At 65.3% G+C, this 22,409-nt stretch carries 22 protein-coding genes and 1 pseudogene; 5 read left to right on the forward strand and 18 right to left on the reverse strand.

Translation table 11 applies throughout. The features are described 5' to 3' along the window. Window positions 1–7 precede the first annotated feature (7 nt). The 12 genes from OXC99_04615 to OXC99_04670 all read right to left on the reverse strand — a co-directional run bounded on the left by OXC99_04615 (window position 8) and on the right by OXC99_04670 (window position 12,416). A complete protein-coding gene (locus OXC99_04615) occupies window positions 8–1,210 on the reverse strand; it encodes an argininosuccinate synthase (protein ID MCY4624272.1) in 1,203 nt (400 codons plus the stop codon). Between the two features lie 38 nt (window positions 1,211–1,248). Beyond that, entirely contained in the window at window positions 1,249–2,457 is a 1,209-nt protein-coding gene (locus tag OXC99_04620; GenBank protein MCY4624273.1) for an aspartate aminotransferase family protein, read from the reverse strand. Continuing rightward, a complete protein-coding gene (locus OXC99_04625) occupies window positions 2,457–5,249 on the reverse strand; it encodes a UPF0182 family protein (protein ID MCY4624274.1) in 2,793 nt (930 codons plus the stop codon). The genes OXC99_04620 and OXC99_04625 overlap by 1 nt, the downstream gene beginning before the upstream one ends. A 15-nt stretch (window positions 5,250–5,264) precedes the next feature. Next, the gene (gene argB, locus OXC99_04630; protein ID MCY4624275.1) at window positions 5,265–6,053 is read right to left on the reverse strand and encodes an acetylglutamate kinase; all 789 of its coding nucleotides are present in this window, start codon (window positions 6,051–6,053) and stop codon (window positions 5,265–5,267) included. 61 nt (window positions 6,054–6,114) lie between these two features. Next, the gene (argJ, locus tag OXC99_04635) at window positions 6,115–7,329 is read right to left on the reverse strand and encodes a bifunctional glutamate N-acetyltransferase/amino-acid acetyltransferase ArgJ (GenBank protein ID MCY4624276.1); all 1,215 of its coding nucleotides are present in this window, start codon (window positions 7,327–7,329) and stop codon (window positions 6,115–6,117) included. A gap of 113 nt (window positions 7,330–7,442) precedes the next feature. Continuing rightward, window positions 7,443–8,486 carry a DUF1385 domain-containing protein gene (locus tag OXC99_04640; protein ID MCY4624277.1) on the reverse strand — a complete coding sequence of 348 codons (1,044 nt, stop codon included), beginning with the start codon at window positions 8,484–8,486 and terminating at the stop codon, window positions 7,443–7,445. 141 nt (window positions 8,487–8,627) lie between these two features. Then, window positions 8,628–8,831 (reverse strand): 50S ribosomal protein L31, encoded by a 204-nt coding sequence (rpmE, locus tag OXC99_04645; protein ID MCY4624278.1) that lies wholly within the window; start codon window positions 8,829–8,831, stop codon window positions 8,628–8,630. 40 nt (window positions 8,832–8,871) lie between these two features. Beyond that, window positions 8,872–9,129, reverse strand: coding sequence for a 50S ribosomal protein L27 (rpmA, locus tag OXC99_04650; GenBank protein MCY4624279.1), 258 nt, complete (start codon window positions 9,127–9,129; stop codon window positions 8,872–8,874). 42 nt (window positions 9,130–9,171) lie between these two features. Next, window positions 9,172–9,843, reverse strand: coding sequence for a 50S ribosomal protein L21 (rplU, locus tag OXC99_04655; protein ID MCY4624280.1), 672 nt, complete (start codon window positions 9,841–9,843; stop codon window positions 9,172–9,174). Window positions 9,844–10,114: 271 nt separating this feature from the next. Further along, window positions 10,115–10,756 (reverse strand): GIY-YIG nuclease family protein, encoded by a 642-nt coding sequence (locus OXC99_04660; GenBank protein MCY4624281.1) that lies wholly within the window; start codon window positions 10,754–10,756, stop codon window positions 10,115–10,117. Window positions 10,757–10,765: 9 nt separating this feature from the next. Continuing rightward, window positions 10,766–11,011, reverse strand: a complete 246-nt coding sequence (locus tag OXC99_04665) for a type II toxin-antitoxin system HicB family antitoxin (GenBank protein MCY4624282.1) — start codon at window positions 11,009–11,011, stop codon at window positions 10,766–10,768. 10 nt (window positions 11,012–11,021) lie between these two features. Then, window positions 11,022–12,416, reverse strand: a complete 1,395-nt coding sequence (locus tag OXC99_04670; protein ID MCY4624283.1) for an MmgE/PrpD family protein — start codon at window positions 12,414–12,416, stop codon at window positions 11,022–11,024. A 90-nt stretch (window positions 12,417–12,506) separates the two neighbouring features. Here OXC99_04670 and OXC99_04675 point away from each other — a divergent pair, with 90 nt between their 5' ends. The 4 genes and pseudogenes from OXC99_04675 (at window position 12,507) to panC (ending at window position 15,764) form a co-directional block, all read left to right on the forward strand. Beyond that, entirely contained in the window at window positions 12,507–13,010 is a 504-nt protein-coding gene (locus OXC99_04675; GenBank protein ID MCY4624284.1) for an NUDIX domain-containing protein, read from the forward strand. Window positions 13,011–13,234: 224 nt separating this feature from the next. Then, window positions 13,235–14,146, forward strand: a complete 912-nt coding sequence (locus OXC99_04680; protein MCY4624285.1) for a DUF2520 domain-containing protein — start codon at window positions 13,235–13,237, stop codon at window positions 14,144–14,146. Beyond that, window positions 14,137–14,910 (forward strand): annotated as a pseudogene (gene panB / locus OXC99_04685) (3-methyl-2-oxobutanoate hydroxymethyltransferase). Before OXC99_04680 ends, panB begins: the two are co-directional and overlap by 10 nt. Before the next feature lie 17 nt (window positions 14,911–14,927). Continuing rightward, entirely contained in the window at window positions 14,928–15,764 is an 837-nt protein-coding gene (panC, locus tag OXC99_04690) for a pantoate--beta-alanine ligase (GenBank protein ID MCY4624286.1), read from the forward strand. 347 nt (window positions 15,765–16,111) lie between these two features. Here the strand turns inward: panC and OXC99_04695 are convergent, their stop codons facing one another. Both OXC99_04695 and OXC99_04700 read right to left on the reverse strand, forming a co-directional pair. Beyond that, entirely contained in the window at window positions 16,112–16,624 is a 513-nt protein-coding gene (locus OXC99_04695) for a hypothetical protein (protein ID MCY4624287.1), read from the reverse strand. A gap of 30 nt (window positions 16,625–16,654) precedes the next feature. Further along, window positions 16,655–17,965, reverse strand: coding sequence for an HD domain-containing protein (locus OXC99_04700; protein MCY4624288.1), 1,311 nt, complete (start codon window positions 17,963–17,965; stop codon window positions 16,655–16,657). A 428-nt stretch (window positions 17,966–18,393) separates the two neighbouring features. Between OXC99_04700 and OXC99_04705 the strand changes: the two genes are divergently transcribed. Further along, a complete protein-coding gene (locus tag OXC99_04705) occupies window positions 18,394–18,720 on the forward strand; it encodes a hypothetical protein (GenBank protein MCY4624289.1) in 327 nt (108 codons plus the stop codon). Window positions 18,721–18,833: 113 nt separating this feature from the next. On the opposite strand, the gene OXC99_04710 is transcribed toward OXC99_04705, so the two are convergent. The 4 genes from OXC99_04710 to dnaA all read right to left on the reverse strand — a co-directional run. Next, a complete protein-coding gene (locus tag OXC99_04710) occupies window positions 18,834–19,355 on the reverse strand; it encodes a hypothetical protein (GenBank protein MCY4624290.1) in 522 nt (173 codons plus the stop codon). Between the two features lie 12 nt (window positions 19,356–19,367). Then, window positions 19,368–20,261 (reverse strand): NAD(P)-dependent oxidoreductase, encoded by an 894-nt coding sequence (locus OXC99_04715; protein ID MCY4624291.1) that lies wholly within the window; start codon window positions 20,259–20,261, stop codon window positions 19,368–19,370. Window positions 20,262–20,543: 282 nt separating this feature from the next. Next, window positions 20,544–21,326, reverse strand: a complete 783-nt coding sequence (locus tag OXC99_04720) for an aldolase/citrate lyase family protein (GenBank protein MCY4624292.1) — start codon at window positions 21,324–21,326, stop codon at window positions 20,544–20,546. Between the two features lie 126 nt (window positions 21,327–21,452). Continuing rightward, the coding region (dnaA, locus tag OXC99_04725) for a chromosomal replication initiator protein DnaA (GenBank protein MCY4624293.1) at window positions 21,453–22,409 on the reverse strand (957 nt) is incomplete at its 5' end.

Consider the following 22,409-nt stretch of genomic DNA (forward strand, 5'->3'; position numbering starts at 1 on the left):
GCGGCGTTTACCCCTGCCGCGACTGCCGCCTCGACTGCGTCCGCACCGGCAGCCCGAAGACGTTGATGAACCCCACCGAAGCCTTGTGGTCGAACTGGTCGGCCTCGTCGTACGTGGCGAGGCCGTAGTCGTACAACGCGTGCGGAGACTGCCGCCCGACGACTGTGCACGTGCCCTTGTTCAACCGCACCCGCACCGTGCCCGACACGAACTCCTGCGTGCTGTCCACGTAGGCGTCCAGGTCCTCGCGGTGCTTCGTGAACCAGAGGCCGTTGTACACAATGTCCGCGTACTGCTGCGCCACGATCTCCTTGAAACGCACCTGCTCCTTGCTCAGCGTCAGCGTCTCCAGCGACCGGTGCGCCGCGTGCAGCACGACGCCCGCCGGCGCCTCGTAGATCTCCCGCGACTTGATGCCGACCAGCCGGTTTTCCAGGTGGTCGATGCGGCCCACGCCGTGCTCGCCCGCCAGCGCGTTCAGGTGCAGCACCAGCGACTTCCCGCCCAGCGACTCGCCGTTCACCGACACTGGCGCCCCCTTCTCAAAGCCAATCTCCAGGTACAGGGGTGTATCCGGCGTGTCCTTCATGGAGCGCGTCCACGCGTAGATCTCCTCCGGCGGCTCGTGCCACGGGTCCTCCAGCACCCCCGCCTCGATGGAGCGGCCCCACAGGTTCTCGTCGACGGAGAAAGGGCTGTCCTTGGTGTTGGGCACCGGCACGTTGTGCGCCGCCGCGTATTCGATCTCCTCGTCGCGGCTCATGCCCCACTCGCGCGCCGGCGCGATGACCCGCAGGTCCGGCGCCAGCGCCCCAACGCTCACGTCGAACCGCACCTGGTCGTTGCCCTTCCCCGTGCAGCCGTGCGCGACGAACTCCGCGCCCTCATCCAGCGCCACCGACGCCAGGTACTCCGCAATCAGCGGCCGCGCCAGCGCCGTCGCCAGCGGGTACTGCGCCTCGTAGATGCCCCCCGCCCGCAGCGCCGGCCACACGAACCGCTCGACGAAGGCCTCCTGCCCGTCCAGCACGATAGCTTTCTCCGCGCCCGTCGCCAGCGCCTTCAGCCGCACCTCCTCCAGGTCGCGCCCCTGCCCTAGCTCTGCCGTCACAGTGATGACCTCGGCGTCGTAGTGCTCCTTGATCCACGGAATGGCCACGGACGTGTCCAGCCCGCCGCTATATGCCAAGACCACCTTCTGCTTCGCCATGTCCAGTCCTTCAGTCCAAATCGATTGAGTTGCGTTCTCTACTTCGCCTTGGCGACGCGCTCCACCGCGTCCACCAGCGCCCGCTCGAAGCGGTCCACCGCGATGTCCACCTCGGCGTCCGAGATGTTCAGCGCCGGCATGAAACGCACCGCCGTCGGCCGCACCGGGTTGAGCAGCAGCCCGCCCGCGTTGCAGGACGTGACCACCTCGCCGGCGATCGCCTCGTGGAATTCGACGGCCAGCAGCAGGCCCATGCCCCGCACTTCCTTCACCGAGTCCTCGTGCGCGGCCTTCACCCGATCGAGACCCGCCTTCAGCCGCTCGCCCATGACCCGGCCGTGCTCCACCCAGCCGCCGTCGATGACCTCCTTGACGACGGCGTATGCCGCCGCGGTCGTCAGCGCGTTGCCGCCGTAGGTGCTGCCGTGGTCGCCCGGTCGCAGCACGTCGCACGAGTCCTTGCACATGAACGCGCCGATGGGCACGCCGCCGCCCATGGCCTTCGCCAGCGTCATCACGTCCGGCTCCACGCCGTACTGCTCGTACCCGAACAGCGTCCCAAGCCGCCCAATGCCCGTCTGGATCTCGTCCAGAATGAGCAGCAGGCCCTTCTCGTCGCACCACGCGCGGACTTCCTTAAGGTAGTCGTCCGGCGGCACATTGACGCCGCCCTCGCCCTGCACGGGCTCCAGCATGACGGCGCACGTGTTCTGGTTCGTCGCCCTTTTGATCGCTTCGATGTCCCCGAAGGGCACGTTTACGAAGCCGGTCATCAGCGGCAGGAAGTTCGCCTGGTAGTTCGGGTTCCCCGTCGCCGCCAGCGCGCCCAGCGTCCTCCCGTGGAACGAGTCGACGGCGGTGATGATCTCCACCGCGCCGTTGAGGTGCTCGCGGCCGTACTTCCGCGCCAGCTTGATGGCGCCCTCGTTGGCCTCCGCGCCGCTGTTGCACACGAAGACCTTGTCCAGGCAGCTGTTCTCCACCAGGAGCTGCACCAGCTGGAGCTGCGGCAGCGTGTAGAACTGGTTCGACGTCTGGATCAGCGTCGACGCCTGCTGCGCGATGGCCTGCACCATCACCGGCGGGCAGTGCCCCAGGCAGTCGACCGCCCACCCCGCGGTGAAGTCCAAGTACTCCTTGCCGTCCGTGTCCCACACGCGGCTCCCCTGCCCTCGCTCGATGACGACGGGCTGACGGCGCACCGTGCCCATGTAGTACTGCTTTTCCGTCTCGATGTACTGGTTCACTAGTTCTGCTCCTCCGCCAGCCGGTTTAGTTCCTCAAGCGACTGTCTCAGCTCCTCCAGCGCCATGTCCAGCGCGTCAATCGCGTCCGACGCGCCGCCCAGCGCGTCCTGCAGCGTCTCCGATGGTGCCGGAGCCGTCGTGCCCGTTTCGGGCGATGGCTCGCCGATGTCCAGCGACGGCGCCGGGGTGCTCGACCCCGTCAGCGCGTCGAGCGCCGACCGCAGCGTCGGTCGCATCACCACCTCGCCCGCGTCCGCCACGATGATCTGCTTCAACTCCGGGAACGCCAGGTTGTCCGCCTGCAGGAACACTGGCTCCACGTACAGGATTGTGTTGTCGATGGGCACCACAAGCAGGTTCCCCCTGAGCACCGTCGACCCCACCTGTCCCCAGAGCGTGAACTGCTGGGAGATGTCGGGGTCGTTGTCGATGCGCGCCTCGACTTGCTGCGGGCCGTCCAACTGCTTGCCCCGCGGGAACACGAAGTTCACCAGCTCTCCGTACCGCTCCCCGTCGTTGAGCGCCGCCAGCCAGGACACCATGTTCGGCCGGTCCGCCGGCGTGAAGGGCATCAGCAGCACAAACTCCTCCCGCACGGAGTCCGGCAGCTTCATGATCAGGTAGTACGGCTGCATCACCAGGTTGTTCTGGCCGAAATACGTCTCCTGCGGGATGCTCCACTGGTCCTCTTTGTTGAAGAAGACCGTTGTGTCCGTCATATGGTATTGCAGGTACTGCTGCGCCTGCGCCTCGAAGAGCCCCTCCGGGTAGCGGATGTGCTCCCGAAGCCCCGGGTGCCGCTCGTCGATCTCGTCGATTGGCGTGAAGAGCTTGGGGAACACCTTCTGGTACGTCTGCACGAGCGGGTCGTCCTGATCGATGACGTAGAAGGTCAGGTCCCCCCCGTAGGCGCTCATCACCACCTTCACGCTGTTGCGGATGTAGTTGAACTCGCCCAGTTCACCCGAAAACGGCGTCGAGTACGGATAGCGGCTCGTGATCGTGTACGCGTCCTGGATCCACAGTAGCTCGCCGCCGACCACCGTGACGTACGGGTCGTCGTCCAGCACCAGGAACGGCGCGACGTCCGATACCCGCTCCTGGATATTGCGGTTGTACTGGATCCTGCTGCCCGGCGTGATCTCCCCGCTGATCATCAGGTTCAGGTCCCGGAATTTCCAGGCATAGGCGAGCTGACGCAGGAACCCGTTGATTGGCACCCCGCCGTTGCCCTGGTACCGCGCACGAACGGGGATGTCCGTCTCCGTCGGGTAGGAGAACTCCTCCACGGCCGAATTCACCACGACGTAGTCGCGCGTGTTCTCGCCGTAGTACACCTCCGGTCGCGTGACCGGGATGTCGCCCCTTGGCGGCACGTCCTGCAGCACGAACTCAGGTTTGCCGTCGTCCGTGAACTCCGTCACCGGCGCGGCCACAGCGCCGAACCCGTGCGTGAACTGCAGCGTCCGGTTGACCCAGTTCTGCGCCTCCTGCGGCAGTCGCTCCGGCGAGAGCTCCCGCGCGCTCACCATGAGCTGCGTATACTCGCCGTCCAGCGTATACCGGTCGACGTCCACGTCCTGGAAGTCGTAGTACAGCCGTATGAACTGGATCTGGTTCAGCGTGTCCAGGAACGGCCGGTGGTCCCACAGCCGCAGGTTGCTGATGATGCCCGGGTTCGTGTCCACGATGTCTTCCGTCACCCGCGGGTTGTCCCGTATCGGGTACGACGACTCCGCGATGCGGTTCAGCCCGAAGGCGTCCCGCGTCGAGTCGATGTTCCTGGCGATGAACGGCCGCTCCCGCTCTAGCTCCGAGGGGATGACCTGGAAGCGCTGCACCGCATTGGGCCACGCGAACTGCAGGATGATGAGCCCGCCGATCCACAGCAAGCCGATGCCCACCATGAGCCGCGTGCCGCGCAGCCAGAAGGCGTTGAGCAGCAGCAGGAGGCCGCCGGCCGAGACGATGAATATCAGGATGGTCAGGCCGGGGATGCGCGCGTTGACGTCGGCGTACGTCGCTCCCACGACGGCGCCGTTGTCGGAGAAGACCAGGCTGTAGATGTCGATCCAGTACCCGTACCCGAAGGTGAAGAGCAGCAGCGCCCCCAATACCGACAGGTGGGTCCTCACCTGCGGTGTCAGTGAGAACACTGCCCCCCGCAGGCTGAAGTGGACGAAGTACATGCCCAGGCTCAGCAGCAGCGTCACCACGAACGCGCCCAGCAGCCACCCCTGCACCAGTTGGTGCAGCGGCAGCGTGAAAACGTAGAAGGACACGTCCCTGCCGAACTGCGGGTCCTCGATGCCGAAGGGCGTCGCGTGGATGAAGCCCAGCACGACGCTCCAGCCGCCCCCGGCCACGCCGCCGAAGATGAGCGACGCCACCACGATGACGAAGATGGAACCGGCCAGCGTCAGCGGGCGCAGCAGCTCCAGCGTCTCCTCCGGCACCGGCGTCACCTGCGGCCCGCCCCCGTAGCGGTACGTCAGCCACACGCTCACTGCCGAGATCGCCGCGAAGAGCGCCATGCCCGTGAAGAACAGCCAGATGCGCTGCACCAGGATGGTGCGGTACACGCCCTCGAATCCTAGGTTCCCGAACCACAGGAAGTTCGTGTACACGTCCAACAGCCAGAAGGCGAGGACGAACAGACCGATGATCAGTCCAAGGCCGCCCCCCCAGAGGATGACGCTCCTCCACGGGATATCGGGCGTCCCTATCTGTCCCGGCTGCCCAAAGTTCGGAAAACCGCCGCCGAAGCCGCCTCCGCCAAAGTTGCCTGCCATCAGTTTCTCCTTGCCTTAGCCAATGCGTGTGCCTTTGCCCCTGCCCTCCAGGCACTCCAGAAGCGCATGGGGTTCTCTGCCGTCCAGAATCTGCGCCGCGCCCACATGGGGCAGCGCCTTGAGACATGCCTCCAGCTTGGGGATCATCCCCCCGGCGGCCACGCCGCTCTCGATGAGCGCCTGCGCCTGCGCTGGCAGCAGCCGCGGTATCGTCCGCCGCGAGGCATCCATCACCCCGTCGACGTCAGTTAAGTAGATGAGCCGCTCCGCCTCCAGCGCGGTCGCCAGCTCGCCTGCCGCCACGTCGCCGTTGATGTTGTACAGCGTCGCCCCCGGCCCGCCGTTCAGCCCGATGGCCACCGGTGCGATCACCGGGATCCATCCCAGCGCGGACATCTCCCGCACCGGCCCCGCGTCGACGCCCGTGATGTCGCCGACGTAGCCCAGGTCCGGGTCCAGCGTCCTGGCCTGCAGGATGCCCCCGTCGGCCCCGCTGAAGCCCATCGCCTTGCCGCCCAGCGCCAGCACCGACGCCACGAGTTGCTTGTTCACCAGCCCCGTCAGCACCGCCAGCACTATGTCCAGCGCCGCCTCGTCGGTCACCCGCATCCCGCGGACAAACCGCGGCGCCGCGCCCGTGCGCTCCATCCACCGGCTGATGACCTGCCCACCGCCGTGCACCACCACCGGCGCAAGCCCCTGCCGCTGCATGGCGACAACATCCTCCAGCGTCGTGTCCCCGCTGCCGAGGGTGCTGCCCCCTATCTTGATGACGATGGGCTTCTGTGTGCTCGCCTCGCTCACCGTTTCCCCTGTTGCCCTATGTGAAAGCGCCGCTCCCGATGACCGGAGGCGGCGCCCGTCTTTACGTCGTGTACGCGCTGTTGAACGTGACGAACTCCTCGCTCATGTTGCAGCCCCAGCCGACGGCCGCTCCGTCGCCGATGTTCAGGCTCACCCTGATCCGTATTTCGTCCCCGTGCATGGATCCCACCAGCGACTCCCGCAGGTACGGCACCGGCAGCCCGGCCTCCATGATGCAGATGTCGTTCACGTGCAGCGTGAGCTTGTTCTCCACCACCTCGGCCCCGCTCTTGCCGACGGCCATCATGATGCGCCCCCAGTTGGGGTCGTTGCCGTGGATGGCCGTCTTGACCAGGATGGAGCTCGCCACTGAGCGGGCCGCCAGCCTGGCGTCCGCAACGCTCTCGGCCCCGTCCACCGTAACCTCGATGAGTTTCGTCGCGCCCTCGCCGTCCTTCACCATTTCCCGCGAGAGGTGGGTGCATACCTGCAGCAGCGCCGACGACAGGGCCTCCGCCTCCGGCGTCCCCTTGGCGACCGTCGCTCCCGACGCCCCGTTCGCAAAGACGAGCACCGTGTCGTTGGTGCTCGTGTCCCCGTCGACGTCCACCATGTTGAACGTGGAGTCGACTACCTCGCTCAGCGTCTCCTGCAGGAAGGCTGCATCCACGTTGGCGTCGGTCGTCAGATAGGCGAGCATCGTCGCCATGTTGGGATGGATCATGCCGGAGCCCTTGCAGCACCCCGCGACGGTCACTGTGTTGCCGCCCACTGGGAACGAGACGGCGATCTCCTTGCTGACCGTGTCCGTTGTCATGATGGACCGCGCGAAGTCGTGCCCGCCGTCCCGCGTCATCTCGATCTTGCCGACGGCGTTGCGTATCAGTCCCATAGGCAGCTCCACGCCGATGATCCCCGTGCTGCTGACCGCGATGTCCGCCATTTCTACACCCAGCGCGCCGGCCGCCAGCGACGCCATCTCCTCTGCGTCGATCAGCCCCTGGTCCCCGACCGAGCAGTTGGCGCACCCGCTGTTCACGATGACCCCGCGTGACGAGCCCCGTTCGGCGGCCCGCTTGCTGACGGTCACGCACGCCGAGACGACCTTGTTCTTCGTAAATGTCCCCGCAGCCGCTGCCGGCGACTCCGAGAAGAGCATCCCCAGGTCAACTTTGCCCGGGGCGTAGGTGCGGATGCCGGCGTAGGTTGCGCCGGCGGTGAATCCCAGCGGGCTCGTAACCGACCCATCCGGGACTACGGTAATTTCATGCGACATTTCTGTCTCCTAAGATTGGTTGTTCATGCCCCACACAACGACAAGGGCTGATTAGGTGGAAATTCCGTTGTGGAGGTGTCCGGCAAACAACCCTGTGGAGTATAGCACAAGCCCTATCTGGCTTCATCCTCAGCGGCCGCCTGCCCCTCCTCTGCCGACTCACGTCGGAGAGGCCCGTCCTCAGGAGAGGACTCCGCAGCAGAGGACGCATCCTTGACGGCCCGTAAGTCGTCCAATGGTCCGCTCGCCTCGATGACGCCGTCCGCCGCCAGCGTGCTGTTCATCGCCGCCACCGCCACCTCGATCTGCGAGCGGTCCGGCCAGCGCGTCGTCAGCTTCTGCAGCATGAGCCCCGGGAAGGCTAGCATCTGCGCCCAGGCGCGGTCGCTGTGCGCCCCGCTGAACCGCAGGAACTCGTAGCTCACCGCCGCGATTACCGGCAGCAGCGCAATCCGAGAGGCCACCGCCCACACCAGCGCCGGGCGTCCCACCATCGTGAAGACCACCACCGACACCAGCACCACCGTCAGCAGGAAGGCTGTGCCGCACCGCGGGTGCGCCGTCGGGAACTTCTCGATTTCCTCCGCCTCAAGCGGCCGCCCGTGCTCGTACGCGTGGATCGTCATGTGCTCCGCGCCGTGGTAGGCGAACACCCGCTTCACGTCCCGGATGTTCCCGATGAGCCAGATGTACCCGACCAGCAGCCCCAGCCGGATGACCCCCTCCAGCACGTTGCTCACGACCGCTGACTCGACGTAGCTGTCCAGCGAGCGCGCCCCAAACAGCGGCAGCAGGAAGAAGATGCCGATGCCGAACACCAGCGCGATGGCCATCGTAAACGCCATGCTGACGCGCTCCGTCTTGCCGACCTTCGGCAGTTCCCCGTTCGGCACCGGCGGCGCGTCCGGGTCGGCCATCGCAATCTCCGCTGACCGGTTCAGCCCGCGCATCCCCATCAGCAGCGCCTCTATGAGGACCAGCACCCCGCGCACCAGCGGAATGCGCCGCAGCGCCCCGCTCGTAAGCGGGCTGAGCGGCAGCGGCCCCGTCCAGATGCCGCCGTCGGGCCGTCGCACGGCCATGCGCACGTTCCGCTGCCCCCTGATGAGCACCCCCTCAATCAGGGCCTGACCGCCGTAGTAGAACGGCTGCGGCATCCTTGGACTCCTCTCGCTAAGTCTCTCCATCCCGGCGAAAGCATGCCCCGTACCCCGATACGGGGCCGGGGTCCAGGGGCGGGGCCGTCCCCCAAAAAGAAATCGGGGTGGTTTGCACCACCCCGAGGCCCGGTCTTGCGCCTACTTGAGGTTGTACCTCCGCTTGATGCGCTCCACCCGGCCCTCGGTGTCCACAATTCGCTGCTCGCCCGTAAAGTACGGGTGGCATCGGTTGCAGATCTCCACGCGCAGCTCCGCCTTCGTCGAGCCGGTGGTGAAGGTGTTGCCGCACACGCAGTGCACAACCGCTTCAGCGTGCCACTGTGGATGAATGTCTGTCTTCATTGCCCTTGTCTCTCCTGACCCTCTCGGACCTGTCTCTATTCTAGTTCTGCGGGTAGACGCAGGCCATCTTCCGGTTCTTGATGGCCCACTCGTACTTCACCTCGCCGTCCGCCAGCGCGAACAGCGTGAAGTCGCGCCCGACCCCCACGTTCTTGCCGGGGATGATCCGCGTGCCCCGCTGACGGACCAGCACCGCGCCCGTGCGGACCACCTGCCCGCCGTACACCTTGACGCCCAGGCGCTGCCCCTTGCTGTCTCTGCCGTTGCGGCTGGACCCGCCGCCCTTCTTGTGGGCCATAACTACGCTCCCCGGCTCTCCCGCACCGACGATTCGGTGCGTCTACTCTGCCTTCTTCTCTTCTTCCCCGGCTTCCTCCGAAGCCGCTTCCTCCGCGGTCTCCTCTGCAGGAGCCTCCTCAGAGGCCTCCTCCGCTGGAGCCTCTTCCGCCTCGACGCTAGCCTCCGCCTCGACGACCTCAGCCGCCTCCGCTTCCTCGGCCGCCGCGACGGGCTCCTCAGCCGCAGCCTCGTCTGCTGCCGCCTCTTCCGCCGCCGGCTCCTCGGCCGCCGCTGCCGCTGTCGCCCGCGTCGAGCGCCGCCTGCGGCGTGGCGCCGGCGCTTCCTCCACCGCCTCCTCGACGACCGCTTCCACCACTTCCTCGGGCTCCTCCGCGCCGTCCGTCAGGATGTGCCGGATGCGCAGCCGGGTGTAGCTTTGGCGATGGCCGTTCTTGCGGCGGTAGTGCGTCTTCGCCTTGTACTTGTACACGATGATCTTGGGGCCCCGGAACTGGTCGGCGACCTCCGCCGTCACCTTGGCCCCGTCGACGGTCGGCGTCCCTACGGACACCGCGTCGTCCCCGCCGACAAGCAGCACGTCAGCCAGGTCAATCCGCGCGCCAACCTCCTGCTCGAGCTTCTCAACGTCGATGACGTCGCCCGGCTGCACGCGGTACTGCTTCCCGCCGGTCTGGATAACTGCATAGCTGGACACGATGGTCAGGCCTCTCACGCAAATGTGCGACAAATCACTATTGTAGGCAGCCCGTATGGGAGTGTCAACGGCAATGGGGATTGAGCGTTGACCCTAGGGCGAGAGAGAAGTAATATAGATTTATCCTTTGCCACTGCCAGTGTGGGCTTGACATTGCCATGCCCATTTCACACAATTCATCCAGTGGATAGCGGATTCCCGCTATCGGCGCCTGTTCTCCCCGAGGGCAGGCGCTCTTAGTGTCAGTTGGTAGCACCGGTCTCTTGTAGGGTCATTCAGCAGAAAACTGCTAGTCCTCCTCTTCCAATTCTTGTGTTTCATACCTGATACGACGGTCTTGCAGTGTTTCTCCCTGGTATAGCCAATATCGTGTACCTTGTAGGCTACCACCCCCTCTTAGCTGCGAGGCGAGGCCGGACATTGAATAGATCTCCCCTTGACATTCCACCCGGTCGTTACTAACAACAATACACTTGACGTTTTCAGGGTCATCCACCCAGTCAAGCTGCTCTCCAATGGAGATTTCAACCATAGAGAACCTAAAATGGTGCCTCCTGGGAGGCCGTTCCGTCCCGTCCGGGTCAGCTATTTGCTTGATTTCATCTTCACTCGGCGTAACTTCCTTGATGACGAGCAAACTCAAGACCGCCTTCACCTGTGAGGGAGGGAGACCCTCGAAGAACTCCCGATTTTTTCGCACACGCCGGTCCTCAAAAGCCTGGTGCAGCTTCTTTTCGACTTGCTCGTAGTTGTCCACAACTGCTGCATGTTCGCACTCGAATGCCCGGGGAACACCAGTTGTGTCCAACTGCCTCATTCTGTCTAAGACATCCTTAACGGAGTCACCACCTGTTTTGCCTATCTTCAAGTAGCCTTCCATTGCAGGGTTAGACAAGACGTAAATGATCCCCCTATTGAGTCCATCTTCCATAGCAACCTCCTAGTTGACCGTCACGCTTGTCAACTGGTTGCCCTGCGGCACGCTGATGACTTCCAGCCTACTCGGCGCGGCCAGCGGCAACCCGTCCCGCTCCATCTCAATTGCGTAGCCGATGAGGACAGCCTTGGCATTTCCCAATGCTTCATCCACCGTGGCTCCCATCGCGCCGATGCCAGCGACGTCCGGAAACACGACGCCAAAGGCTCCGGGTTCGCCGTCAATAAGGGCCGGGTAAGTGATAGCCATTAGCTCTATTCTACCCCTGCACCGCGTCCAACAGCGCCGACACGCTCCCCAGCCCCTCAACCCCCCACGCCGCCGCGATCGCCCCCGGTATCGCCGAGTCCGTCAGCACCCCCGTCGCGCAGTCCGTAAACTTCTCCGCCAGGTCCTCCCGCGACATCGGCCACTCCGGCGTCCCACGCGACACCGTCGCCTCCCGCGACAGCACGCCGCCGTCATTGAGTTCCACCTCGACGCGGCTCCTGATGCGCTCGAACCCCCGCGCCTCGATCTCGTCGTCCAAGTACGGCTTCACCCGCGCCATCATCGTCCGCACCTCCGGGTCCCGCACCACCTCGTCGCGGAACTCCGCGATGCCCGCCCGGCGCCGAAGCGCCAGCACGCCGAGCATGAACTGCATGCTGAACTTCGCCTGCAGCGCGTTCTCCGGCTCGGCGTACCGCAGCGCGTTCAGCACGTTCGACGCCGTCCCCAGCCGCACCTCCCGGATGCGCCCCGGCTCGACGTCGTGCTCGATCAGCAGCCCCCGCAGCGCGTCCATCGCCGGGTGCAGCAGCGACCCGCACGGGTACGGCTTCACCGACACCCCCGGGTCGAGCAGCGACCACGGCCTGCCGAGCTTGCCCAGCACATACTCCTCGTCCACGCCCCCGCCCGCCACGGCGAAGAACCCCCACTGCCCGTCCAGCCCAGACGGGTCCGCGCTGTACCCCATCGACGCCAGCTTCACCGCCACCACCCCGTTCTGCGCCGCCGCGCCCGAGTGGTACGGCTTCGTCATCGTCCCAAAGTTCACCCGCAGCCCCGCGCTCTTGCTCCCCGCGATGCTCAGCGCCGTCCGCGTGTGCTCCTCGTCGAGCCCCATCAGCGACGCCGCAGCCGCAGCCGCCGCAAACACTCCGAACGTCCCCGTGCTGTGGAATCCCCGCTGGTAGTGCTGCGGGTTCACCGCCTCCGCCAGCTTGCACTCCACCTCCAGCCCGATGCTGAACGCCCGCACCAGGTCCTTCCCCGTCGCGCCCGTCTCCTGCCCGACGGCCAGCGCCGCCGAGAGCGCCGGCACCGTCGGATGCGTCAGCAGCCCGTACACCCGGTCCGGCGTCGACGCAAGCTGCGTGTCGTCGAAGTCGTGCGCGTGCCCGCTCACCCCCGACGCCAGCGCCGCAAACTCCGCCGGGTACGAAACCGCGACGCCCGGCACCCGCGCCATGCCCGACACCCCCAGCGTTCCCACGTACCGGTGGATGATCTGCGTGCACTCCTCCGGTACCCCCGCCAGCATCACGCCCAGCCCGTCGACGATGCACCGCAACGCCTCGGTACGCAGCGCCTCCGGCAGGTCGTCGTACGTCGTCTTGACGATGAAGCGGGCTGTCTCCTGCGTGATGGCGCCGGTCAGGGTGGTCATGAGTTGGGGAACCTCCTGCGGTGGTGTACCATACGGGCGTCCAGCAAAACAACGGCATATAGCATACCCCCATTTGTGTTAGGGGTGTCCATGTTCACGGACTTTGAAAGCTGTCCCATGTGCCGGGGCTCGGTGACCATCCGCACCGTGGACGGCCAGTGGCGCCCCTACTGCGCCCACTGCCGGCTCATCATCCAGCTCGGCCCAAAGCTCGTCGCGACGGTCCTCATCGGCGACCCCTCGAAATTGCTCATGGTCCAGCGCAGCTACGGCGAGGAGAAAGGCCGATGGGCGCTCCCCGGTGGCTACGTCGAGCAGGGCGAGGTCGTCGAGGAAGCCGCCGCCCGCGAGGCCGTCGAGGAGACAGGCATCGAGGTGACCATCACCGGCCTCGTCGGGCTCTTCTCCGCCTCCGGCCGCCCCATCGTCGTCGCCGCCTACGGCGCGACAGCCGTCGGCGGCGCCCTCACCACGGACTCCTGGGAGATCGACGGCGCAGGCTACTTCTCCGTAGACAACCTCCCGCCGCTGGCCTTCCCCCAGGATGACCGCATCATCGCCAAGTGGGTGGAGATGGTGAACGGACAGCGTTAGGTTGTCCCCCATCCCCGTTGACACCCCCGCCCCATGCGCTATCATGTCCCTGTCGCCAACCCCATGCGGGAGGCGAACGGGTTCCGGCAACCCCAAACTTTGGCCGCGGGGATCAGCATGACCGCGACGGCGCCTTCAAGACTCGCGTTCTCCCACAACGCTAGCCGCGTGCGCCCCTTTGCGTGCTCTGCTCGTCCCGTTGCCTGTGCATCGGGACGAGCGACATGACCGGCGCGCGAAACCTCGGCAACATCGGCTTCATCGGCGCGGGCGCAATGGCCTCGACCCTCGCGATCGCCCTCCACCGCCGCGGCTACGCCGTCTGCGCCGTCGCCAGCCGCACCGCAGCTTCCGCCGAGCGTCTTGCCGCCGGGATCCCCGGCTGCGAGCCCCTCTCGCCGCAAGCCGTCGCCGACCGCTCCGACACCGTCTTCCTCACTGTCCCCGATGACGCCATTGCGCACGTCGCCGCGACCCTGCGCTGGCGCGACGGCCAAGCCGTCGTCCACTGCTCCGGCGCTCTGGGCCTCGAGGTGTTGACCGCCGCCGCCGAGTCGGGCGCAGCCGTCGGCGCGATGCACCCGCTGCAGACCTTCACCGCCGGCGTAGACCCCGAGGCATCCCTGAGCGGCATCGCCTACGCCGTCGAGGCTCCCTCACCCTTGCGCGATGCCCTCGAAGCGCTCGCGACCGACCTCGGAGGCTGGCTGCTTCCTCTCGATTCCACCGACCGCGCCGTCTACCACGCCAGCGCCATCGCCGCCTGCGGCCTCGTCGCCACGCTCCTGAAGCAGGCAAGCGACCTCTGGCGCGGCGTCCCCGGCCTTGACGGCAACGGCATGCGCGCCCTCTTGCCCCTGACCCGCAGCACCCTCGACAACATCGAGCGTCAGGGCCTCCCCGCCGCCCTCACCGGCCCCGCCGCCCGCGGCGACGTCGGCGTCGTCCGCATGCACCTCGACGCCCTCGGCGAGCGCGCCCCCGCCTTCCTCCCCCTCTACGCCGCCCTGTCGCTCGCCCTGCTCCCCATCGCCCGCGACAAGGGCACCCTCGCCGGGCTGCAGGAAGCCCAGCTCCGTGAGCTGCTCACCGCATCCCTGACCGAATCCAGGACAGAAGGAGCGCCATGCGCGTAACCACCCGTGACGTGCAGCGGTTCAAGACGCAGGGGGAGCGCTTTCCCGTGCTCACCGCCTACGACTTCCCCACGGCCAGGCTCGTGGAGGAGGCCGGTGTCCCCGTCATCCTCGTCGGCGACAGCCTTGGGCAGGTGGTGCTCGGCCACGCCTCCACCATCCCCGTGACCATGGAGGTCATGCTCCACCACACAGCCGCCGTCGTCCGCGGCACCGAGCGCGCGATGGTGATCGCCGACATGCCCTTCCTCTCCTACAATCTCAGCGACGAGCAGGCCCTCCTGAACGCCGGCCGCTTCCTGCAGGAGGCCGGCGCGCAGTCGGTCAAGCTCGAGGGCGGCGTCCGCGTCGCCGAGACCGTCCGCCGCATGACTGAGGCCGGCATCCCCGTCATGGGCCATGTCGGCCTCACGCCCCAGTCGGTCAACCAGCTCGGCGGCTACCGCGTGCAGGGCAAGACCGAGGCCGAAGCCGTCGCCCTCATGGACGACGCCATCGCCCTCCAGCAGGCCGGCGCCTACAGCGTCGTCCTCGAGCTCGTCCCCGGCGAGCTCGCGAAGGCCGTCACCGAGCGCCTCGATGTCCCCACCGTCGGCATCGGCGCCGGGCCCCACTGCGACGGGCAGGTGCAGGTCGTTCACGACCTGCTGGGCTTCGGCGCCAGCTACATCCCCAAACACGCCCGCCGCTTCGCCGACGTGGGCGAGGTCATCCGCGACGCCGTCACCCGTTACGCCGGCGAGGTCCGCTCCGGCGGCTTTCCCAACGGCGGTTAGCGGAAATGAAGGTCTGCGCCACCATCGCCGAGGTCCGCGACGCCCTCCACGGCGTCGAGCGTCCCCTCGGCGCGGTGCTCACCATGGGCGCCCTCCACCAAGGCCACCTCGCCCTCGTGCGCCGCGCCCGCGCCGAGTGCAAGACGGTGGCGGCCACCATCTACGTCAACCCCACCCAGTTCGGCGACGCCCGCGACCTCGACACCTACCCCCGCCCCATGCAGGACGACCTCCGCGTCCTCCGCCGCGAGGGCGTCGACGTCGTCCTCGTCCCCTCCGACGCCGAGATCTACCCCGAGGGCTTCAGCGCATGGATCGAGCCGGGCGAAATAGGCGAGCGTCTTGAGGGCGAGCACCGCCCCGGCCACTTCCGCGGCGTCTGCACCGTCGTGCTCAAGCTCTTCAACATCCTCGCGCCCGACCGAAGCTACTTCGGCCGGAAGGACGCCCAGCAGGTGCTCGTCATCCGCCGCATGGTCGACCACCTCGCCCTGCCCATCGACATCATCGCCGTCCCCACGGTCCGTGAGCGCGACGGCCTCGCCATGTCCAGCCGCAACGGCAACCTCACCACCCAGGAACGCCGCGCCGCCCGCGTCCTCCACCGAGCCCTGACCGCCGCCCATGACCTCGCCGCCGAAGGCGAACGCAACGCCCAAACCCTCCGCACCGCCATCCACTCCACCCTCGCCGAAGAACCCCTCGCCACCATCGACTACGTCAGCATAGCCAACCCCGATGACCTCAAAGAACTAACCACCCTCGAAGGCCCAGCCCTCGCCTCGCTCGCGGTTCGCTTCGGGCAGACGCGACTGATAGACAACCTCACGCTGCTGGGGTAGGTCGGCGCCGTTCCCACGCAGCGTTACCCTCATCCCGGCTGAGGCCGGGATCCAGGGGAAGCCTAGGCGCTCCGTCGTCCCAGGCCAGCCTACACTTCAATTTGAAGGTTCACGCTCCTATTCAGTTAGGTGGCTCAAGGCCCAATGCATTTGGGACCTTTCACCGGGCAGATCATTGTGACAGCGGATTGCTGCTCCAACATGTCAGTGCTGGCGATGAATCTTCAACAACAGTGAGCTAGGCCGGTAACCTGAATGACCCCGCATCTTCACTGTCAACGAGGTTTCCGACATGACTCTTCAATTCAAGTCTACATTAGGCCGATACAACTACTCCTTAAGAGTCTTTAGGTCAGTAGCTCTGATTTCTTCAATTCTGCGTACTGGTGCTGGATAAAGGTCTCTCCAAACTTGGGCTTGAGTGCCTTAACCCTCTTAAGCATTTCATCAGGTTCAATTCCTGGCAACAGCTTTTGAACGAAGTGTATTGAAGCTGCCAATTCTAACTCATTAGTTTGCCGACTCCCCCACACACTGAGTATTTTGCGAATCGCATCGCCAAAGGACTCTATGTAGTGATTCCATTCCTCCAAGGGTTCGTCTATAGAGGTGATATGAAATCCATATCCCTGCAGATCGGCTTCAATATTAACGTAACCAGCAAGTTTCAAACGAGCTATATCTGTTTCCACTGCCTCAGCATACGGCCCGTAGTGGTGCATCTTAAATGCGTATTGGGTGGGCACATTCAAGGCTTCCTGCAAGAAGTAGCAGAGTTTCTGTACACGTGTCTTGCCAACATCATCCAATTGAGTAACAATATGGTGTATTATCGCAAGTCTAAGCTCTTCAACCTCCATGTATCGTCTTCCTCCAACAGATTATTTGACTCACTCTGCCATTAGTGAGCGGCAGTACCCCCTTAATTCTGCTTCCAAACCTTCATCACCCCGGACGTCGGCGTACAGGCGGAACTTTTCAATCTCTTGCAAACCCTGGAGTGGCAGCGATACCCTTCGGAATTCTCTCCAGACATCGGGTTGCTTGTCGGTTCTTACCATCATTTCTGCAAGCCTAAATCTTTCGGGATGGTCTATTGCCTTATCCAACCAAAACGACACACCGGGGTATTGGGTACGTGCTTGCTGGAGGAGGTTTCGTTCGATCCTTCTTACGACTCCTGAATCGGGGCGATCAATAGTCTCATAGACGGATTTCGGATGCTGTCTGTTGATAATTCTCCATGCCAAGTTCTTCTTGCCCGCATCTGCCCGTTTACGGGCTTCATAGAGAACTCGGTTGTCGTCCCAGGTTAGGTACTCGTCTATTGCGCCCGTGCTGGGGTATGTGCCATGTTCGCTTTCGGTTTGGAGAAGCTCAGAGATAAAATCTGTCAAAATTAAATCGAAAGCTCGCCTGACGTCATGGAAATAGACTTGAGTGAACATGTAATAGCGGGCTAGGGCGAAGGCTTCCAACGCATGTATGCCACCTTCGTCAATTGCCAGTTTAAGGCTTCCCGTTTCGGCTTCTGCATCCAAGGTTAATGTGTTGAGAATGCGATTGAGGTCATAGGTGCCATACTGTACTCCACAGTAATGGGAGTCCCTGACCAGATAATCCATTTTGTCAACGTCCCATGGGCTTGAAATCAATTCTTGTACGAAGCCAGCAGATAGGGTTGCTTTACTGACGACTAGATCTGCTACGTCGTCCCTTGAGATAGAGTGGGACTTACACTCTGGGTCATTTTCTATGATCCTTCCAATTTCAGAATTGCGAATGAGCTCAGCGCCATGGCTTTCATGGTTGTCACCTGGCGCAAATAACTTAGTTTCACCTGTGTGGGAAAAGGGAGCGTGGCCAACGTCATGGAGCAACCCAGCTAGCCTTGCCAACAATACCAAACGGCGCTTCTCGTCATCGGTCGTTCCAGTTGACCATTGTAGGGTGGCTTCAACTAAGTCCTGGTTTCGATCAACGAGGTTGCCCACAGCAATCCCTGCCAGGTGCATCACACCTATTGCGTGGCCAAATCGGCTGTGCTCAGCGCCATGGTAGACGTAGTGGGTGAGGCCCAACTGGTGAATACGGCGGAGACGTTGAAACTCCGGTGTATCTATTATCTTACGTTCATGGGGATAAACACTGACAAACCCGTGGATGGGATCCCTTATTTCGGTTGTGCGTTCAGTGGCCATCTCAGGCGAGGAGGATAGCACTTGCTGTTTTGGGGAGCAAGGTGCGGTAGTCATTGAGGACGATGCGTTTCGAGCTGGATGAGAGATTACAGATGGGGCGCCAGGGGTTCCGAGGGCATTTCTGTCATTGGACATCAGGGAAGTGTAGTTGCGGCTGCGGCTATGGAGCGTTAACTATGGACGGAAGGGTGGAGGCAATCACTTGATGGGGCACATTGGACTTGAACCTAGGCAGAACGTGTCGGCCCGGCGTGCAGTTTTTTCTCTCCTTCCCCATTAGGACCTTGATTGCCCAACAGTCCATATGTAGCGGCAGCTAGAATTGTCCCTGGCTGTCGATCCAGCGAAGGCATATCACCCATCTGCCCCCCCCAAACCCTGACACAAGCCCCTCGCGCGAAACCCAACCACCCCGCTACCCTCTCTCCATGAACAACAACAACGCAGCCCCCAACCACCACGACGGCGACCGACGGAGGAAGAAGCGAAAGCCCGGCGGCCAGCCCGGCAACCAGAACGGCCGCAAGCGCAGCCTTCTTGACAGGACGCTCACCCCGGAGCAGCGAAACGCCCTTAAAGCTGCCCGGCGCGCCCGCAAGGTCCCCGATGTGGTAAATGTCGTCCGCATCAAGCTCGTGGCTTTGCTCTCCGATCCCCATGCTGACCTTGATCGGCTCATCCGCCTCAACCGGATGTTGATGCGCATGCTGCGGATCGAGAGCAGGAAGCGCTCGGAACGCGAGAGGTGGGGGTGATACAGAAAAAATTTCGTGTTGTAGCTGAAATGTGCCGCATCGGCTACAAGGAGAACACGGTTGTTTTTCTCCGCGGCCGCGGAGCTGGGGAGACATTTCGAGGGGGCATTGCCCTACGACGCCGGCGGCTCCTCGCCCCCGGCCCCTTGGTCCGCGGACCCCTGGTCCGCCGAGTCCTCCGCCGCGTCGAACTCCCCCCGCGCCTTCCGCCGGAAGTGGTGCACCACCGGCGACAGCACCGGCACGCCGATCCGGTACTTGCCGACGGCCAGGAAGTAGAGCCATTGCGCCAGCCCCTGCAGTCCGCCCGTCTTGGGGTTGAAGGTCACCGTCCAGCGAGTGCCGCCCTTAACAGCCTCGAAGACGTCCTCCCTGTCCGCCCACGTCGACTCTACGGCCTCCATCGTCCGCCGCGTGGGATAGGTGAAGTTGCAGAGCCAGAAGGTGTCCTCGCCGTCGCCCGCTTCGTCCGTGTCGCGGGTCAGCACGGCGTCGCCGTCGTATTCCTCAACCGGCTCGCCGTACTTCTGCGCGAAGAGCACCCGGTCGACGGGCCCGTCCGGCCCCACGGCGGTCACATGCTCGTAGACCTCCTCGATGGGGCCCGGCACCGTGGCGTGGAAGCTCAACTTCACGGCACGCCTCGGCTAGGCGTCCGGGAACCGGGCCCGCACCCCGGCGAGCGCCTCCAGCGCCTTGATGTACGCCTGCGTGCCCTCGTCGCCGTGCCCCTGCCCCTCGACGGCCCGGTACAGGTGGTGCACCAGCGGCGTCGTGAACAGCGGCAGGTCCATCGCCTGCGCCGACTGCATGATCAACCGCAGGTCCTTCTGCTGCAGCCGCACCATGAACCCCGGCGCAAAGTCGTCCTTCAGCAGCCGCGCGCCCAGGTTCTCCAGCTGCCACGAGTTCGCCGCGCCACCCGTCACCGCCGAGAACACGGCCTGCAGGTCCGCCCCCGCCTTCGCGCCGAACAGCAGTCCCTCGCACACCGCCGCCATCGTGCCCGCGACGATGACCTGGTTGACCAGCTTGGTGACCTGCCCCATGCCCAGCTCGCCGCAGTACGTGATCCGAGTGCCCATCGCCTCCAAAACAGGCCGTGCGCCCTCGAAGGCGTCCTTATCGCCGCCCAGCATGATGGAGAGCGCGGCGTTCTGCGCCCCCAGGACGCCCCCGCTCACGGGCGCGTCCAGCATCGGCACGCCCCGCTCGGCCAGCCGCGCGCCCACCTCGCGCGTCACCTCCGGCGAGATGGTGCTCATGTCGATCACCACCGTCCCCGGCGCGACGCCCTCGATGACGCCGCCCTCACCGAGGATGACAGCCTGCACGTCCGGCGAGTCCGTCACCATCGTGATGACGACCTCCGCCCCCGCCGCTGCGTCCGCCGGCGACGTCGCAGCCTCGCCGCCGTCCACCACAAACGCGTCCACCTTGGCCGGCGTCCGGTTCCACGCCCGCACCGAGTGCCCCGCCTTCAGCAGGTTCCGGCTCATGGGCGCGCCCATCAGCCCCAGCCCAATGAATCCAACCTTCATGCTATATCTCCTAGTTCCCGCCGCCCGGCTCTCCATACCGGCGAACGCCGGTATCCATGGGAAGGGCCGCCCGAATGGCGGTTCGTGAATCGCCCGTCAAGCCCGTCCGCCCTGAGGCCGTCGAAGGGCCGCCCGAACGGACTTCGGTGGCTATGGCCACCCCTACGCTCCGCCTGTGCCCTTTTCCGCCGTCGTACCCGCGCCACTAACTCGTCATTCCTGCGCCCCTCTTCGTCATTCTTGCGAAGGCAGGAATCCAGAGGGGAGGGGAGTGGGGGGCCCCTACGCCCCGGCCTTCTCCCGCTCGCGGCAGCTGTTGATGTAGTTGCGCGCCCCCGCGGCCAGAAAGGCCGGCGTGCCCGTCGCCAGGTACTGGTACCCCACGTTTCGCCAGTGCTCGTACGCGTCGGCGTCCCGCGCGATGGTGCCCGCCCACTTCCCCGCGGCCACCGCGGCCTTGCCCACGTGCTCGATCGCCTCCATCACCGCCGGGTGCTCCGGCTGCCCCGGGTACCCCATCGAGATCGACAGGTCCGTCGGCCCCACGAACACCAGGTCGACGCCCTCCGTCGACACGATCTCCGCCGCCGCCTCCACGGCCCGCGTGGTCTCGATCTGTACGCAGAGGATGATCTCCTCGTTGGCCAGCTTCACGTATTCGCCCAGCGGCATCCCGACGCCGTAGCCCGCCGCCCGAACGCCCGCCAGCCCGCGAAGCCCCACCGGCGGGTACCGCACCGCGTCGACAGTCGCCCGCGCCTCCGCCGCCGAGTTCACCTGCGGGATCTGCGCGCCCATGACGCCCGTGTCCAGGTACCGAAGGATGTTCTGCGGCGAGTTCAGTGCGATCCGGCACATCGTCGAGATGCCGACGGCCTCTGCCGCCCGCACCTGGTGCTCGCACGATTCCAGGTCAGACACGCCGTGCTCTGCGTCAATGATGACGAAGTCCATCCCCAGGAACCCCAGGATCTCCACGGCGTCCGCGGAGGGGATCGAGTTGAAGGCGCCGATGACGCCCTCCCCGTTGCGCAGCTTCGCCTTCAGGGTGTTGGTGCCAATCATGCGTGGTCCTCCGTTCGAGTGTGGAGTTGGCGCACCGCGACGCAAGTCGCGGCAGGCCGGAAACACTGTATCCGAGGGGGTGTGCCGGGGCAAGGGTTGGAGGTGGTGACGGGGCCGCGAGGGGTGCTACGCTGCCCGGCTCCCCAGCCGCGCCCGCAGCGCCGCGACGTCCCGCTGCAGCGTCGCGTCCCCCCGCAGCCGCGACGCCACCTTCGCGACGGCTTGGAAGACCGTGCTGTGGTCGCGCCCGCCGAGCGCCCGGCCGATCTCCGTCAGCGCCAGCCCCATGTCCTCCCGCATCACGTACATGGCGAGGTGCCGGGCGTGCGAGACGGTGCGCTCGCGCTTCGGGCTCCGCAGCCCCGCAGCAGTCGTGCCGAACAGCCGCGCCGCCTGCTCGATGACGCCGTCCGCGGTGTGCACGACGGGCTCCACCGACTCCTCCGGCACGCCGAGCGCCTGCTGCACCAGCTCCATCGTCACGGCCTTGCCCGTCATGTCCGCGTACGCCGAGACCCGGTTCAGGTTCCCCTCCAGCTCGCGGACGCTCCGGTACTCGCGCCGCGCCAGCGCCTCCAGCACGTCGTCCGGCGCCGCGGCGCCCAGCGACGCCGCCTTGGCGTGCAGGATCGCCATGCGCGTCTCCAGGTCCGGCGGCTGAATATCAGCTGTCAGCCCCCACTCGAAGCGCGACCGCAGTCGGTCGTCCATCGGCTTCAGCGCGCGCGGCGGGCGGTCGCACGCCAGCACCACCTGCCGGCCGGAGTGGTGCAGCTCGTTGAAGATGTGGAAGAGCCCTTCCTGCGTCTGCTCCTTGCCGCTGAGAAACTGCACGTCGTCCATCAGCAGCACATCGGGCCGGCGGTACCGCTCCCGGAACTCGGCCGCCTTCCCCTCGCGGATGCTGGTCACGAACTCCGTCACGAAGCGGTCGCTACTGACGTACAGCGCCTGCAGCCCGCGCTCCCGCGCCCGGTGCCCGATGGCGTGCAGCAGGTGCGTCTTGCCCAGCCCCGGCGGCGAGTACAGGAAGACGGGATTGTACTTCTCGCCGGGCGACTCCGCCGCCGCTCGTGCCGCCGC

It is taken from the genome of Chloroflexota bacterium (assembly GCA_026713825.1).
GTDB lineage: Bacteria > Chloroflexota > Dehalococcoidia > Lucifugimonadales > UBA1127 > UBA1127.

Bases quoted from the DNA above. Each gene is read 5' to 3' on its own strand.
- OXC99_04615 (MCY4624272.1), bottom strand. From the start codon at position 1,210: ATGGCGAAGCAGAAGGTGGTCTTGGCATATAGCGGCGGGCTGGACACG.
- OXC99_04625 (MCY4624274.1), bottom strand. From the start codon at position 5,249: ATGGCAGGCAACTTTGGCGGAGGCGGCTTCGGCGGCGGTTTTCCGAAC.
- argJ (MCY4624276.1), bottom strand. From the start codon at position 7,329: ATGTCGCATGAAATTACCGTAGTCCCGGATGGGTCGGTTACGAGCCCG.
- OXC99_04640 (MCY4624277.1), bottom strand. From the start codon at position 8,486: ATGCCGCAGCCGTTCTACTACGGCGGTCAGGCCCTGATTGAGGGGGTG.
- rpmE (MCY4624278.1), bottom strand. From the start codon at position 8,831: ATGAAGACAGACATTCATCCACAGTGGCACGCTGAAGCGGTTGTGCAC.
- rpmA (MCY4624279.1), bottom strand. From the start codon at position 9,129: ATGGCCCACAAGAAGGGCGGCGGGTCCAGCCGCAACGGCAGAGACAGC.
- OXC99_04660 (MCY4624281.1), bottom strand. From the start codon at position 10,756: ATGGAAGATGGACTCAATAGGGGGATCATTTACGTCTTGTCTAACCCT.
- OXC99_04665 (MCY4624282.1), bottom strand. From the start codon at position 11,011: ATGGCTATCACTTACCCGGCCCTTATTGACGGCGAACCCGGAGCCTTT.
- OXC99_04670 (MCY4624283.1), bottom strand. From the start codon at position 12,416: ATGACCACCCTGACCGGCGCCATCACGCAGGAGACAGCCCGCTTCATC.
- OXC99_04675 (MCY4624284.1), top strand. From the start codon at position 12,507: ATGTTCACGGACTTTGAAAGCTGTCCCATGTGCCGGGGCTCGGTGACC.
- OXC99_04680 (MCY4624285.1), top strand. From the start codon at position 13,235: ATGACCGGCGCGCGAAACCTCGGCAACATCGGCTTCATCGGCGCGGGC.
- panC (MCY4624286.1), top strand. From the start codon at position 14,928: ATGAAGGTCTGCGCCACCATCGCCGAGGTCCGCGACGCCCTCCACGGC.
- OXC99_04695 (MCY4624287.1), bottom strand. From the start codon at position 16,624: ATGGAGGTTGAAGAGCTTAGACTTGCGATAATACACCATATTGTTACT.
- OXC99_04700 (MCY4624288.1), bottom strand. From the start codon at position 17,965: ATGGCCACTGAACGCACAACCGAAATAAGGGATCCCATCCACGGGTTT.
- OXC99_04705 (MCY4624289.1), top strand. From the start codon at position 18,394: ATGAACAACAACAACGCAGCCCCCAACCACCACGACGGCGACCGACGG.
- OXC99_04715 (MCY4624291.1), bottom strand. From the start codon at position 20,261: ATGAAGGTTGGATTCATTGGGCTGGGGCTGATGGGCGCGCCCATGAGC.
- OXC99_04720 (MCY4624292.1), bottom strand. From the start codon at position 21,326: ATGATTGGCACCAACACCCTGAAGGCGAAGCTGCGCAACGGGGAGGGC.